This window comes from Alkalihalobacillus bogoriensis ATCC BAA-922, from assembly GCF_000621445.1.
GTDB classification, from domain to species: domain Bacteria; phylum Bacillota; class Bacilli; order Bacillales; family Bacillaceae_F; genus Bacillus_AO; species Bacillus_AO bogoriense.
Map to the genome: position 1 here is coordinate 125,774 of NZ_JHYI01000011.1, position 14,331 is coordinate 140,104.

Sequence of the window (14,331 nt, forward strand, 5' to 3'; positions counted from 1 at the left end):
TACCTAGCCAAAGTGGCTAAGTACTCTATAGATTTAATAAACCATTGTTTGATCATGATAATATTTAAATTCTAGCAGATTATTGGAAGGGTCGATTAAAAAGAATGTGATATGTTCCTCTTGTTTTCCTTCAAACCTCACCATCCGTTTTTGAAAAAAAGGAAGGTTTCTGGATTCAGCTAATGTTAGAAGAGCCTCAAATTCTTGTTTGTTCGTAAAAGTGATTCCATAATGCCTTGGATACATGGAAGGCTTTAAGTCGATTTTCTCTGGATTTAAATGACAAACGAGTTGGTCACCAAAGAAGTCAAATGTGACGCGGTCATGGTATCTTCTTGCTCGTTTGCAACCAAGTTGAGTATAAAATTGTTCAGTTTCTTCTAAATCTTTACAAGGTACCGCAAGATGAAATACTTTGTTAGTTTCTCTCATTTAAAGTCACCACCATTTTATTAGTAAAAAGATGAAATGTATCAGAACGAAGCCCTAATCGTAATGTTTCAAGTGCAATCGGGTCGTGAATGGAAATGTTGGCTAAATTTACATTTGGGCCGATTTTCTCAATAAAACATGTTTGCATTTCTTTCGAAGGGGCTTCAAATATGATTTGTTGCAAATTAAGCCCTGAAGACACAATATCTTCTACGATTTGCAAGCGGATTTCACCATTTTCTTGACATAAACCACTCGTACCACTTTCTCTAGCCTCAGTAATCACTTTCATAGCACCAGCTTCAATGTCTTCATGAATAAATTCAATCCAATCTTTTGAGTGATGTTCGTTAGAAATCGTACAATCTTTTGAACCGACTTCACTAAACACGAAAAAATCCTTCGAAAAGTCTTTAATATATTCGGCTTTTTCTTTGTTGGAAATCGGGACTGTACCATTTGAAATTTCAATATACTTGCACTGCATGTTTTGGCAGTAATGAAAATACTGTTCTACTTTGTTTTGACTTACAGATTTTTCAAACAATGTTCCACCAAAGAAATAGTCGACATCATGGTCTTGTAAACATGCTATTTTTTCTTCTATATGTTTTGTTACAAGTGATGTACCCCAGCCAAATTTAACAAAATCAATTAGTTCACTTGAGCTTTTCATCATATCTTTAAAAAAAGAGATAGGCACTCCGTTATCGATAATGATGGAAATTCCATGTTGACGGGGTTTTTGTTGTCTAAGGGGTAATGATAGCTCTAGATTACTCATAATTCTAACCTCTCAATTCTTGGTTTTCCGTCCTTTTTCTTTACCACCATCACAAAGAGTTCATGCATTTCAACTGTACATAATGAAATATCTTCTTTCGAAAAATGTTCATTCTTGTTATCAAAAAATTTATCGGCTACATGTGACTGTTCAATACGTTGAATGGTTTCCTCTACAGTTATGTTGTCGTGGTCAAGAATGATGGATTTCATGTATTCTGCACAAGCGAGATCATCATCGCCAGTCGGGTGAGAAGCAATTAGATTAATATTTTGGAGTGTAGGTGAATGCGCTTGAAGACCTTGAATATATTTTGCGGTAGTCTTTGCGTTCGAAAATCCCGTTACAAGTGTATAGTCAGCATCTAGCGCATGAAGTGTTGCATGAACACCATTTGTTGTTTTTTGAATAATGGTCTTATCCTGAAGGTTTTTTGATTGAAATGTAACAGGGGAATTATCAAGGTCAAAGCCTTGAATTGGTAGTCCATTCACCTCCCCAGCTAATAAAAAGTCCGGATGCTGCTGCTTCAATGCGAATGCCTCTTCTACTGTGTCCACAAGGTATATTTCTTTAACTCCGGAACAAAAGGCATAATGCGCAACCGTGAATGCTCGTATCACATCAATGACAACATTAATGTGAGGGTCTGCTTCCTTTTGTGCTAGTGAATGTTGGTGTCCTTGTAAAATTCGAATCGCCATTGGATTGTCGCTCCCAACAAGTTTGTTATCGTAAAGCCTTCAAAAAGAGTATATTCACCTAACGCTCAAATCGTAACATGGGCATTCGCACTAATTATTTTGACCTAGTATTCCAAGTGTGATTTAGGTAATTATTAGAGCAATATTGTTATTAATAAGAGATGGAAAAACGGAGAAGAATAAAATGAATTCTAAAAAAGGTGGTGTGTATAAAAATGGATGGAACATTAGGATATTTACGAGAAGCTTTATCGAATTATTATGAACATAGTGAAGTGTGCCGACGAGTATATGAAAAAATTGAAAGTAAATCAAATGAAAGCGAATTAGAGTTTGTTCGACAATTGGATGAGGAAGAACATGTTTTTTTAAATAAAGTATTAAAACGAGAAATTGAATACGCAGAAGATGGAATGGACCCAACAAGATACAGACAATTAAATGAAGTATATGAACTATTAATTTAAATATCTCCTTCGGGTTTTAAAAAACAAATAAATACAAGGAAAAAAGTAGTAGGTTTAAAGGACCTCCTTATTGGGTAAATAATATCATCTTTTTTATTTCCCATACTCAGGAGGTCTTCTTTGTGCAAAAACGAAAAAATGTTATTATGTTATCTTTTTCGGCGTTTGTCGTCCTATTATCTATTATCGTTCACGTATTACATCAACAGTTCCATTTTCTTCATCACTTAAGTCATATGCACCATGCAACAGAAACGAGTACAGATTTTGGTGCTATTTTAATTGGACTTGCTCTTATACCAATTTTATTATTCTTTTCGTCCTTTTTTCTTTATTTGAAAAATGCCGTTCATCCGTATATCCCTATGATGATTACATTGACCGTAACATTTAGTAGTATTTCTATCATTGCAGGAGGAGATGGACTTGTTGAATATCATTTCTCTATCTTCATGGTATTAGCGGCACTAGCGTATTATGAAAATGTTAAACTTGTCATTGTTAGTACCGTTATATTTGCTGTTCAACATTTATTAGGTTACTTTACATTTCCAGAATTGCTTTGCGGGACATCTGAATATCCCTTTAGTATGCTTATGATCCATGCTGTATTTTTAATTTTTACGAGTGTCGTTATCCTTATTCAAATTATTGCGAGAAATCGTTATGAAAGAGCAGTGAAAACAAGGGAACGTGAACACGAAAACATGATCCAAAACATTATCAACAACATAGAAAAAACATCAAATCAAGTGTTCGTCCAAATTGAAAGACTTGAAAAAGGAGTTCAGCAGTCAACAGCTGCTACAACTGAGATCACAGCTTCTATTCAAGAAATGGTGGCTGGGGCCGAAGCGCAGCTTAAGAAAACAAATCAAAGTACAGATGCGATTCAAGAGGTAACGAACGATGCCACGATAATCAAAGAGCAATCGCTTCGTTCGAAAACCTCTTCTGATGAAACATTGATTTTGGCACGTAATGGAAAAGAAAGTATGCAAGAAACCAAAGAGCAAATGAAGGCTATTTCAAACTCCGTAAATAACATGGAAGTAGTCGTATCTGAGCTTCAAGGAAGTGCAAAGGATATCCAACAAACCGTTCAATTTATGTCTGACATCGCTGAACAAACGAACTTATTAGCGTTAAACGCTGCAATTGAAGCGGCGAGAGCGGGTGAATCCGGAAAAGGCTTTGCAGTTGTGGCAGATGAGGTTAGGAAATTAGCTGACCAATCCCAACATTATGCATCTGTAATCTCCTCCATCGTTGGATACGTTGTGGAAGGGACAAGTAATGTGACTAAAGTCATGAACGAAAGCCAGGCACAAGTAGAAAAAGGTATGAATCAAGTTCAGTCGACAACCGTTGTATTTGAATCAATAGTGAAAAATACAGAGAATGTAAATATGAATGTGGACCAAGCTTATCATTTAGCATTAATGATTACAAAGAGGGTAGAAGAGCTTAATAATTTAGTGAATGAGATGATGGACGTATCAAATGAACATCAAGTAAAAACAAAAGAAATCTCTTTTGCCTCAGAAGGTCAATTAAAGACGTTTGCAAACTTACAAGAGACGACTGCCTTGCTCCAGTCAATGACGGAAAAATTAGAAAAACAAGTGTGTGATATGACTGTTACTCGATAAATATCAACTTAACAAAAAAGATAGCGATCTTTTTTGTTAAGTTTTGAAAAAGATGTTATTTTTATTATAAAACTTTTATTTATAAATAGATTGCGGAAAATAGTAGATGCTTGTAAAATGAATGAAAGGACTAAATAACTAGTATTATAGAATTATATTTTAAGGGGAGAGCACAATGGTAAAACAAAAAAACGCGATTATGATGTATTTCACATTGTTTGTTGTAGGGTTATCTCTTTTGATCCACATTTTGCATCGTCATTTTGGTTTTTTAGCTCATTATAGCCTTAGTCATCGAGGGACAAGCATTACAGATTTAAATATAATTCTTACTTTACTTATGATTATTCCATGTATTTTGTTGGCTCTCTCATTTGTGCTGTATAAGAAAAAACAAACGGACCAAAGAATACCGATGTTGATTATGTTAGCTCTAACTTTTGGAAGTATATCCATTATTGCAGGTGGTGATGGATTAGTAGAATATCACTTTTCAATTTTTATGGTCTTAGCTGGGTTGGCTTATTTTGAAAATATTCGTCTTATTGTGTGGAGTACAGGAATTTTTGCCGTGCATCATACGGTTGGCTATTTTACCTTTCCAGAATTAATTTGTGGTTCAACTGAATATCCTTTTGGGTTATTAATGATGCATGCTGTTTTCCTTGTGTTTACAAGTGTCATTATTATTATTCAGCTAGTAGCAAGACAAAAATATTTACAAATGGTTACGTTGCGAGAAAACCATGATAACAATGTGATTTCCCAGTTAATCGAAAATATTATTTCAACGTCTAACGAAGTTTTTGAAGGAATTGAACAGCTAAATACTGGAGTTTCAGAATCTACTTTAGCGAATAGTGAAATTGTTAGTTCTATTCAAGATATGGTGTCTGGTGCGGAAAAACAACTTGAAAGCGCTAAAACAAGTTCGGATATTCTTGAAGCTGTAACTGTCGACGTTTCCACTATTTCAGAGCAATCATTACGTTCAAAACAATCTTCAGATCAAACGAAGCAGTTAGCAGTAAGTGGAAAGCAAAGTATGGGTAGTACAGAAAAACAAATGAGTGAAATATCTCATTCCGTTCAAAATATGGAGGTTGTCGTCCAACGTTTACAAGCTGGAGCTGAGCAAATCCAAAAAACATTAACTTTCATGTCTGAAATTGCGGACCAAACAAATTTATTAGCATTAAATGCTGCGATTGAAGCAGCAAGAGCAGGAGAAGCGGGGAAAGGCTTTGCGGTTGTGGCTGAAGAAGTAAGGAAACTAGCTGACCAGTCAAGTAATTATGCAGCGCAAATTTCTTCAGTTATCCGGGATGTTGTTACGGGTACTAATGATGTCACAAATGTGATGCAAATCAGTCAAACACAAGTCCAAAAAGGAATTGATCAAGTCAAGGCAACAAATGAGGTTTTTGATTTAATTGTTGAAAATACAGTATTAGTGAATGAAAATGTAGAGAAAGCTCATCTCATTTCACAAACGATTGTCACAAAAGTAAAAGAGTTAAAAATGTCACTAGAAGAAATGACAAATATTTCAGATGATCAGCGAGCAATGACAGAATCCATTTCCGCTTCTTCCGAACAACAATTGGCTACGTATCAAAGTTTCACTGACATTACATCGTCATTAAAGGATATGACATCGAGGCTCGAAAGGTTAGTGGAAGATATGAATGTTAGTCGCAGAAACTAGAAACTATATAATGAAAGAACGTCTTAAAAGGGTGAATATTCCTATTAGGACGTTTTTTTATAAGAGGAATCATTTATATTATGCGTGTAACAATAAAGGAAATCTTAAAAGCTGGAGTGATGAGATGGGTAATAAAATCGCAATCGTAACAGGCGGAGGGTCTGGCATCGGAAAAGCTAGTGCGATCAAACTAGCAGAAGAAGGATTTGCTGTTTGTATAATGGATATTAAAGAAGAGCGTGCAGAAGAAGTAAAACGGAGTATTGATAAGGCTGGAGGGACATCAATTGTTTTAGACATTGATGTTAAAGATGAGGAGAGGGTGAAAAATGGCTTTCAAAAAGCATGTGAAAACTTGAATGGGATTATAGAAGTTGTTTGTATTAATGCAGGTATAAATGGGACTTTGGCAGCGATAGAAGACTTAAAAGCAGAAGACTGGGATGTTACGTTGGAAACGAATTTGCGCAGTACTTTTTTACTTGTTAAACATAGTATTCCTTATATGAAAACTAGAGGTGGGAGTATTATTATAACGAGTTCGATTAATGGAAATCGAACATTTAAAAATATAGGGATGTCTGCTTACAGTACATCAAAAGCAGGGCAAGTGGCATTTATGAAAATGGCAGCGCTCGAGTTAGCCAAGTATCGGATCCGTGTGAACGCGATTTGCCCAGGTGCGATTGAAACAAATATTGGCCAAAACACACATCCGACGGAAAGTTTAGATAAAGTGAAAATCCCTATCGAATACCCAGAAGGAAATCAACCGTTAGAGCATCAGCCTGGTAAAGCTGAACAAGTTGCTGATTTAGTTGTGTTTCTAGCCTCAAAAAAATCAAGTCATATTACTGGAACCGATATATTTATTGATGGTGCAGAATCGTTATTATAACGTACAAACATCAGGACTAATTTTTGGGGAAGAAAAACACTAGAACGTTTGTAAGGCCACTGATAAGAGGACTTATCCTCTTCAGTGGCCTTGTTCTTTCGTTCAAGTTGGTTTTAATGCATTGGGACTTGTCGTTGTATTTTTCCATCAATTCGGTTGAAAATATCTTCTAGGGAAGTTCCGGTAATTGTGAGTCCGTGATTTTTTAAGCCGATGACTGCACGAGCAGGGTTTTCTTCTTCTCTCACTAGTTGTGCGACCGTTTTGGCAAGTTCAACAGTCCCACAAGGGTAATTTATTTCTGTCGCCTTAATCCCGTCCATCCAGGCGTGAATATGAACGATGGCACCTACTTCAGGGTGCTCCTTGTAAATCATCCAATGCTCAATGGCATCAACAGACGCCCGTTTTGGAGCGATTTCTGGTGGCACACTCACCTCAATTTGATTATTTATTTCGTTATACCCTTTTATATAAAGAATGTCTTGTCCAATTGTCTTCATGTTTGATTTATCGATGCCGCTAGCACTCATCCAGAAATTGTTATTTTCTTGACGTGCACTTAAATTTCCATAGCTTAACCCACCAATTCCATATAATTTATGAAGTTGACGCATATCCCGTGGAGTTAAATATTGATCAATAGGAAATGGTGCTGGAAGCAAATCCATTTCATCAAGTTTTTTCCCAGACTCACTTAACTGATTTGTTACGGAATCGCCTTTCCACAACGGTTTTGGCAAGTCATATTGAAAGTCATTATTAATAACCAATTGAGATAAGGCTAAAGGCTCGAGTCTATCATAAATCGCTTTAAATAAGCGTTGTTCGTCATCACCTTTTTTATACTCGATTCGATAACATCCTTGTTCAGGTGTTAGAAAATACAAAGTAGTCACATCGTTGTCATGATTAATATAAAGCAGGTGATTAGATAAGGAACGAATTAAATAGGGATATGCTTCTTTAAAAACGTTATCAATGGTTCCTTCAGTTTCCAAAACCGATACGACAAATGTCGCTTGTGCTTTTCTGCGATAAGGACGACACTCGTCAGGTGTTACAAAATTTAATACTAATTGAATGACTTCCTCATGGTTATCACTAAAGTGGAACCCTTGAGCTGAAAATGTATCCTTTAAACCAGCATAGAGCCATTGTAAAAATGAAGTATTGGCCGTACCATGTAATGTAAATGTTTTCATGCTGTAATCCTCCTTCATGGATGTGTATATTAATGCTCAAATACAACCTTCATGACATTTTCCCTACTTTTATTCGCAGCTGTATGAATGGCTTCGCGGTAATGATCAAGCGGGAATTTGTGAGTTACCATTGGAGCTAAGTCGACTTTTTTTTGTTTCATTAATTCAATCGCAATTTCGAGCGTTCGCATTGTCTTCCCTTGATATTCTCCTGTGCTATAACAAAAGCTTCCTTTTACTTCGAGCTCATTTAACCAAACCGTTGTCCAATCAATTCCATCAATAATACTCGCCAAACCGAGTAAAACTACTTTTCCTCCACTTTGTGAGAAACGAAGGGCATCATTCATGCTTTTCTTTTTCCCGACACATTCATAGACGATATCAGCTCCGCCTTCAATGACAGCGTCTCCGTAAATTGGCTTTAACTTTTTCGCACCAAGAATGATGGCGGCTTCGTCTATGTACGCTTCATTTCGTGAAAGGTAAATAAGTTCATTTGCCCCAAAATGTTTGGCTAATTCACCTTGGAATGGGTGTTTGACCATCGCAATGATTTCACACTCAATGTCAAGTGCTCGAATCGCCGCAATGACTGAAATACCGATAACTCCTGCTCCAATTACTAGTACTTTATCTCCTTGTTGTGGTGGATTTCGCAATACCGCATGTAAGGAGCAACTGAATGGCTCGACTAATACGCCATTTAAGTCATCGACTTCATCTGGGAGTGTTAAAATTTGACTTTTGTGGGCAACAAGAATTGGACCCCAACTCCCACCAGTATCTTTACACGCGCCAATAAGCAGTCCAGGAGAAATATTCCCTTCTGTTTTATGTGCACACACACTAAAATCACCTCTAGCACAGGCTTTACAAGGAGGAGAAATGCCACGACTAATACAAGAGAGAACAGGATCAACGACAACCCTTGTCCCTTTTTGTAAGTTGTCAACGTTTTTTCCACTTTCTAATACTGTTCCGACAACTTCATGTCCTACCGTAAAAGGAAAGGAGGCGTAAGGAGATGTGGCGGGACTATCATTTAAAAAAATTAAGTTTAAATCACTTCCACAAATGCCACCATATGTAACTTTGATTTTTACCCAATCCTCATTAGGCAGGGAAGGTTCTTGAACGTCACGTAAACGTATACATGAAAGTTTTGGGTGCCAATGTAGTGACGGGTTCATTTTTCCAGCCACTTTGCTTACTACATATCGAGGAATACTATAATCAAACTGAACGGACTTCATCATTACACCTCCTAATGGAGCTTTGGTGAGATTTTCCTACCGTTATTTTTAACAATCTAACCAATTTTATACAGTATAAAACGTTATAAAAACTCTTAAGGGGATTTTAAAATTTGTTTGAGAGAGAAAAAAATAGGAGATATAGTGTTTTTCTGTTATTTTGGTTGGAGTTAAAAAAAGAATGAATGACTAGAAGTTGGCTTCGTCTATAGGGAGTGGTGTGCAGAGGTAAACCACTCCCTAGACGTTACACCTTTAAATGGGGATGAGGATCTGATGTTGTTTGCTCTTGATTGTCATAAAGGACGTTTTCGTATTCAAGCTCAAAAAAGGCAAAGACAAAAGCTTGAAATTGCTCAACCATCGTTCTTATCATTGGTTTTCCTCCTATTCAAGGCAAAGTAGATGTTTTTTTACTTTGTGTTGAATAGAAGGAATTTATACATTTTTTACTGTTCAAATCAAATTTAAATTGTATAGTTGTCTAGTTATATGAGATTAAAAGAAAAGTAATAGATTACTAGATTTTCTTGATATATTTGGATGAAAATTCCGTTTATCTAGTTGTTTATGTGCAAAAGCATAAGAAATATAGAAAACAAAACGATTAGGAATATTCTGAAATTTAGGGATAAATACCCTTTCCGTTAGTGAACGAATGAGAGAAGATAAAAAGAGGTTAACTGGTATAGATGATTATACATGATGTTTTCAACTATGGATTAAAGCTGTTTTTTCTTTTATGACAAGGATTCTATTCTATTAACCTATCATATACTTATGAAGGAGGAGAAGTGTATTGGGTACTATTGTAAAAAATACTAAAATGAGAAAAAGAACGTTTATGGGATTGTTAAGCTTTCTAATGTTACTATCGGTTATGTTTCCCGTTGGAGGTGGTGGAACTACCTTTGCTAATGAATTGTCGGGGATGAACACAGATTATAAGATTGTAGGATATTATCCGTCATGGGCAGCATACGGTCGAGAGTATAATGTGAGCGATATTGATGGTTCGAAAGTGACGCATATTAATTATGCTTTTGCCGATATTTGCTGGAATGGGCGTCATGGAAACGCGGACCCAGAAGGACCTAATCCGCAAACATGGCCTTGTAGAAATGCTGATGAGCAAACAATTAATGTTCCAAATGGAACGGTCGTGTTAGGTGACCCTTGGATTGATGCGGGGAAGCGCTTTACTGGCGATACATGGGACCAACCGTATGCTGGGAACTTGAATCAGTTGAGCAAATTAAAGGAGCAACATCCCCATCTCAAAACAATCATTTCAATTGGTGGATGGACATGGTCTAATCGGTTTTCTGATGTAGCTGCTACTCAAGAAACGAGAGAAGTGTTCGCTCAATCTGCTGTTGACTTTATACGAACATATAATATGGATGGAGTTGATCTGGATTGGGAATATCCTGTGAGTGGAGGACTGCCTGGAAATAGTCGTCGTCCAGAAGATAAGCAAAATCATACACTCTTATTGCAAGAAGTTCGGAAAGCTCTTGATATTGCAGAACAAGAAGATGGAAAAACATATTTACTAACGATAGCATCAGGTGCTAGTCCAACGTATGCGGAAAATAACGAACTAGATAAAATCGCTGAAGTGGTAGATTTCATCAATATTATGACATATGACTTTAATGGTGGGTGGCAAACTGTAAGTGCTCATAATGCTCCATTGTTTTATGATGAAGCAGCGCTTACTGCTGGTGTACCACAAGCGGAAGTTTATTATGTCGATGCCGGTGTCCAAGGACATCTTGAAAAAGGGGTACCTCCAGAAAAACTAGTATTAGGGGTCCCGTTCTATGGTCGGTCGTGGGGAAATTGTAGCAATGGTCGAAATGGAGAATATCAAAATTGTGGACGAGCTACAGGAGGAACTTGGGAAAATGGCGTTTATGATTTCACTGATCTTGAAAATAACTTTATTAATAAAAATGGCTATACACGGCATTGGAATGATGTAGCAAAAGTTCCTTATTTATATAATCCGTCTACCGGAGAATTTATCTCCTATGATGATGAACAATCGATGGCTTATAAAACAGCCTATATTCAAAATTTAGGGCTTGGGGGAGCAATGTTTTGGGAGTTTAGCGGAGATAGAAACAATACATTATTAACACAAGTTCATAATGATTTATTTGATGGACAAACACCACCTGCTCCAGAGCCAGGAAACCCAACAGAACCAACAGATCCTACTGACCCACCGGAGCCAGAGCCACCATCACAATGTGAGGCGCCAGCTTGGAGTAGTACGCAAGTTTATACTGGGGGAGCAGAGGTTTCCCATAATGGAAGTATATGGAGAGCAGGATGGTGGACACTAGGAGAAGAACCAGGAACAACAGGCGAATGGGGTGTATGGCGGTATGTTTCAGGGTGTCTGACACCCTAAAAAGACACTGTCCACCTAGCGTGGACAACGTTAAAGGACTTTTACTCAAAATTGTCGAATGAGATTGTAATTCGATTATTTTGATAAAGAGGTGTTTGAGGATGGGGACCTTTCCATATCGACAATATGATGGTGTAGGATTAGCTGAATTAATTCAAACAAAACAAGTGAAAAAAGAAGAAGTGCTAGAGGCAGCAATAACAGAAATTGAGAAATGGAACCCATCTTTACATGCGGTTATTCATACGATGTATGACCAAGCGAAACGAACGATCGCAAAGGATGAAACGGGTACGTTTGCAGGGGTCCCGATATTATTAAAAGATATAACACAAGAAATAAAAGGAGAACCGCTAACATCTGGTTCAAAAGCATTTGCATCCTATAAAGCAAAACAAGATTCTGAATATGTGAGGCGTGTGAGAAACACTGGAGCGGTATTTGTTGGTCAAACGAATGTCCCTGAATTTGCCCTAATGGGGATTACTGAACCTGCTTTTCATGGTCCAACGAGAAACCCGTGGAATATGGAGTATACCCCTGGTGGCTCAAGTGGAGGCTCAGGTGCAGCCGTGGCTTCGGGGATGGTGCCGATAGCTGGAGCAAATGATGGAGGGGGCTCTATTCGAATCCCAGCTGCATATTGTGGTTTGTTTGGAATGAAACCAACGAGAGGAAGAACGCCAGCAGGGCCAACCCATGGGCGCCACTGGCAAGGAGCTTCAGTTGACCATGTTTTAACAAGGTCCGTTCGAGACAGTGCGGCCATACTAGATGAAATAAGCGGCTATGAAAAAGGAAATGCGTTTTCCGTTAGTCCACATCCATTACGTTATATGCAGTATAGTCAAACACCTAATGAGTCACCATTAACCATTGCTTTTTCTACTACTTCACCATTAGGAACTGAAGTGGATGGCGATTGTAAAGAAGCTGTCCTTAATTTAATGAAGAAACTAGAAAAAGAAGGACACCGTGTTATAGAAAAAACAGCACCTGTTGATGGAAAAGCATTAGCGAAAAGTTATTTAACGATGTATTTCGGCGAGGTTGCCGCTACTTTGTATAGTGCAGAAGAACAACTCGGCAAAAAAGTAACGAGACATGATGTTGAACCAGCGACATGGCTCCTCCATTTAATGGGGAAAGCTACGTCAGCTCAAGAATTTGTGTTATCTTTACGAGAATGGGATAAAGCCGCTTTCCAAATGGAGACTTTTTTTGAACAGTATGACTTTTATGTCACACCAACGACGGCTTTTCCCCCTGCAAAAATTGGAGAACTTGAGCAAAGTAAAGGGGAAAAAATGCTCATTTCGTTAGTAAACCAATTCGGAGTGGCTCATTTGCTTAAAAAAGTTGGGTTTGTTGATAAAATAGCTGAGACAAGTTTACTTCGAACCCCGTTTACACAACTTGCCAATTTAACAGGTCAACCTGCGATGTCCGTTCCTGTTTACATGACAAAAGAGGGTTTGCCTTGCGGGGTTCAATTTATGGCGGCGAGAGGAAAAGAAGATCGGTTATATCAACTTGCTGGAATGTTAGAAAAAACAGAATTATGGATAGATATAACGAAAAACCCGACTTTTTCAAAAATATAAAGAAAAACACAGGTTGTTGGGGAAGGGAATGTCCTTTGAACAACCTGTCTCTTTTTAAAAACAAAAGAAAAGTTAAATTTTAGTATAGCAATGAAGCTTTGAAAGCTTATTCTAGAAGAGCGAAGGCTTCGCACCTGCGCGTTTCAGCCCAAGAGGAGCACTTGGGGTTCACTGTCAAAGGCGGGCAGGGCTACGCTCTTCGCTTGAAAGAAAAGACGCTCCGCGTTTTTCTTTATTATCTTGATCCTTTTTCATAAGGTTTACCGATTGCTTTTGGTGCATCTGCTCGCCCAACTAAACCAGCAAGAGCTAATATCGTTAGCACATAAGGCGCCGTTAACAGAAACACCCGAGGGATATCTTGGAGAAAAGGAATATGTTGCCCGACAATACTAATCGATTGAGCTAAACCGAAAAAGAGCGCAGCGCCTACTACTCCAATCGGATGCCATTTCCCAAAGATTAAAGCAGCTAACGACATGAACCCTTGTCCTGTTATTGTGTTCGCTGCAAAGTTTCCCGATATCGTTAATGCATAAACAGCGCCACCCATTCCAGCAAATGCCCCACTTAACATTACGCCAACATATCTCGTTTTTAAGACCCGAATTCCCATTGTGTCAGCAGCCATCGGGTGTTCACCGACTGAACGTAAACGGAGTCCAAACGGAGTATAAAACACAATATACCAGACAATAAACGCCACAATAATTGCTAGATAAGAGGTAATATAAGCATTTGCAAAAAATAATCGGCCAATAATCGGAATGTCGCTTAGAACAGGAACATTGATTCTGTAAATTAAATGCTGGATAAAATCAGTTTGGCCTTTATTATAAATGTTTTTTACTAGAAACACAGATAATCCTAACGCTAAAAAATTTAACGCTACACCGCTAACAATTTGGTCTGCTTTTAATGTAATGGAAGCAAAAGCATGAAATAATGAAAAGAGTGAACCGGCTACGATAGCAAATAGTAACGCTATCCATGGAGAAGCAGGTCCCATTCCGATATTTTCTAATGCGAGAGTAGCCACAACGCCAACAAAAGCACCAATAATCATTAATCCTTCCAATCCTATATTGACAACCCCTGTTCGTTCACTAAACAGCCCACCAATGCCGGTAAAGATTAAAGGTGCAGCTGAAAAAATAGCAGTAGGGATAAGGAGACCTAGTATTTGTTGGAGGTCCATG

Annotated in this window: 13 protein-coding genes; 6 read left to right on the plus strand and 7 right to left on the minus strand. The window is 37.8% G+C overall.

Features of this window, described 5'->3' with window-relative positions:
* Positions 1 to 33 precede the first annotated feature (33 nt).
* The 3 genes from T323_RS0104585 to T323_RS0104595 are packed head-to-tail and all read right to left on the minus strand — an operon-like array spanning position 34 to position 1,920.
* Complete coding sequence (locus T323_RS0104585) at positions 34 to 432, minus strand: VOC family protein (protein WP_026672212.1); 399 nt, start codon at positions 430 to 432, stop codon at positions 34 to 36.
* On the minus strand, positions 419 to 1,216 hold the full coding sequence (locus T323_RS0104590) for a phosphosulfolactate synthase (protein WP_026672213.1): 798 nt from the start codon (positions 1,214 to 1,216) through the stop codon (positions 419 to 421). Before T323_RS0104590 ends, T323_RS0104585 begins: the two co-directional genes overlap by 14 nt.
* Complete coding sequence (locus T323_RS0104595) at positions 1,213 to 1,920, minus strand: 2-phosphosulfolactate phosphatase (protein WP_026672214.1); 708 nt, start codon at positions 1,918 to 1,920, stop codon at positions 1,213 to 1,215. Before T323_RS0104595 ends, T323_RS0104590 begins: the two co-directional genes overlap by 4 nt.
* 215 nt (positions 1,921 to 2,135) lie before the next feature.
* Here T323_RS0104595 and T323_RS0104600 point away from each other — a divergent pair, with 215 nt between their 5' ends.
* From T323_RS0104600 to T323_RS0104615, 4 genes are all read left to right on the plus strand, one after another.
* A complete protein-coding gene (locus T323_RS0104600; RefSeq protein ID WP_026672215.1) occupies positions 2,136 to 2,387 on the plus strand; it encodes a hypothetical protein in 252 nt (83 codons plus the stop codon).
* A gap of 122 nt (positions 2,388 to 2,509) precedes the next feature.
* Positions 2,510 to 4,039 (plus strand): methyl-accepting chemotaxis protein, encoded by a 1,530-nt coding sequence (locus T323_RS0104605; protein ID WP_026672216.1) that lies wholly within the window; start codon positions 2,510 to 2,512, stop codon positions 4,037 to 4,039.
* Positions 4,040 to 4,214: 175 nt separating this feature from the next.
* On the plus strand, positions 4,215 to 5,747 hold the full coding sequence (locus T323_RS0104610; RefSeq protein WP_026672217.1) for a methyl-accepting chemotaxis protein: 1,533 nt from the start codon (positions 4,215 to 4,217) through the stop codon (positions 5,745 to 5,747).
* Positions 5,748 to 5,871: 124 nt separating this feature from the next.
* Positions 5,872 to 6,645 carry an SDR family oxidoreductase gene (locus tag T323_RS0104615; protein WP_026672218.1) on the plus strand — a complete coding sequence of 258 codons (774 nt, stop codon included), beginning with the start codon at positions 5,872 to 5,874 and terminating at the stop codon, positions 6,643 to 6,645.
* Between the two features lie 113 nt (positions 6,646 to 6,758).
* Here T323_RS0104615 and T323_RS0104620 read toward each other — a convergent pair whose 3' ends face one another.
* The 3 genes from T323_RS0104620 to T323_RS29510 form a co-directional block, all read right to left on the minus strand.
* Positions 6,759 to 7,850, minus strand: coding sequence for a class II aldolase/adducin family protein (locus T323_RS0104620; RefSeq protein WP_026672219.1), 1,092 nt, complete (start codon positions 7,848 to 7,850; stop codon positions 6,759 to 6,761).
* A gap of 29 nt (positions 7,851 to 7,879) precedes the next feature.
* The gene (locus tag T323_RS0104625) at positions 7,880 to 9,106 is read right to left on the minus strand and encodes a zinc-dependent alcohol dehydrogenase (protein ID WP_026672220.1); all 1,227 of its coding nucleotides are present in this window, start codon (positions 9,104 to 9,106) and stop codon (positions 7,880 to 7,882) included.
* A gap of 247 nt (positions 9,107 to 9,353) precedes the next feature.
* Entirely contained in the window at positions 9,354 to 9,482 is a 129-nt protein-coding gene (locus T323_RS29510) for a hypothetical protein (RefSeq protein ID WP_281175711.1), read from the minus strand.
* Positions 9,483 to 9,986: 504 nt separating this feature from the next.
* Between T323_RS29510 and T323_RS0104635 the strand changes: the two genes are divergently transcribed.
* Positions 9,987 to 11,528, plus strand: coding sequence for a glycosyl hydrolase family 18 protein (locus T323_RS0104635; protein WP_245613687.1), 1,542 nt, complete (start codon positions 9,987 to 9,989; stop codon positions 11,526 to 11,528).
* A gap of 101 nt (positions 11,529 to 11,629) precedes the next feature.
* Positions 11,630 to 13,132, plus strand: a complete 1,503-nt coding sequence (locus T323_RS0104640) for an amidase (protein WP_026672222.1) — start codon at positions 11,630 to 11,632, stop codon at positions 13,130 to 13,132.
* 235 nt (positions 13,133 to 13,367) lie between these two features.
* On the opposite strand, the gene T323_RS0104645 is transcribed toward T323_RS0104640, so the two are convergent.
* Positions 13,368 to 14,330: an ABC transporter permease gene (locus T323_RS0104645; protein ID WP_026672223.1), complete on the minus strand. Its 963-nt coding sequence runs from the start codon at positions 14,328 to 14,330 to the stop codon at positions 13,368 to 13,370.
* Between the last annotated feature and the right edge of the window lies 1 nt (position 14,331).

Coding starts and splice junctions, on each gene's coding strand:
- T323_RS0104585 (WP_026672212.1), bottom strand. CDS start 432: ATGAGAGAAACTAACAAAGTATTTCATCTTGCGGTACCTTGTAAAGAT.
- T323_RS0104590 (WP_026672213.1), bottom strand. CDS start 1,216: ATGAGTAATCTAGAGCTATCATTACCCCTTAGACAACAAAAACCCCGT.
- T323_RS0104595 (WP_026672214.1), bottom strand. CDS start 1,920: ATGGCGATTCGAATTTTACAAGGACACCAACATTCACTAGCACAAAAG.
- T323_RS0104600 (WP_026672215.1), top strand. CDS start 2,136: ATGGATGGAACATTAGGATATTTACGAGAAGCTTTATCGAATTATTAT.
- T323_RS0104610 (WP_026672217.1), top strand. CDS start 4,215: ATGGTAAAACAAAAAAACGCGATTATGATGTATTTCACATTGTTTGTT.
- T323_RS0104615 (WP_026672218.1), top strand. CDS start 5,872: ATGGGTAATAAAATCGCAATCGTAACAGGCGGAGGGTCTGGCATCGGA.
- T323_RS0104620 (WP_026672219.1), bottom strand. CDS start 7,850: ATGAAAACATTTACATTACATGGTACGGCCAATACTTCATTTTTACAA.
- T323_RS0104625 (WP_026672220.1), bottom strand. CDS start 9,106: ATGAAGTCCGTTCAGTTTGATTATAGTATTCCTCGATATGTAGTAAGC.
- T323_RS29510 (WP_281175711.1), bottom strand. CDS start 9,482: ATGATAAGAACGATGGTTGAGCAATTTCAAGCTTTTGTCTTTGCCTTT.
- T323_RS0104635 (WP_245613687.1), top strand. CDS start 9,987: ATGTTTCCCGTTGGAGGTGGTGGAACTACCTTTGCTAATGAATTGTCG.
- T323_RS0104640 (WP_026672222.1), top strand. CDS start 11,630: ATGGGGACCTTTCCATATCGACAATATGATGGTGTAGGATTAGCTGAA.
- T323_RS0104645 (WP_026672223.1), bottom strand. CDS start 14,330: ATGGACCTCCAACAAATACTAGGTCTCCTTATCCCTACTGCTATTTTT.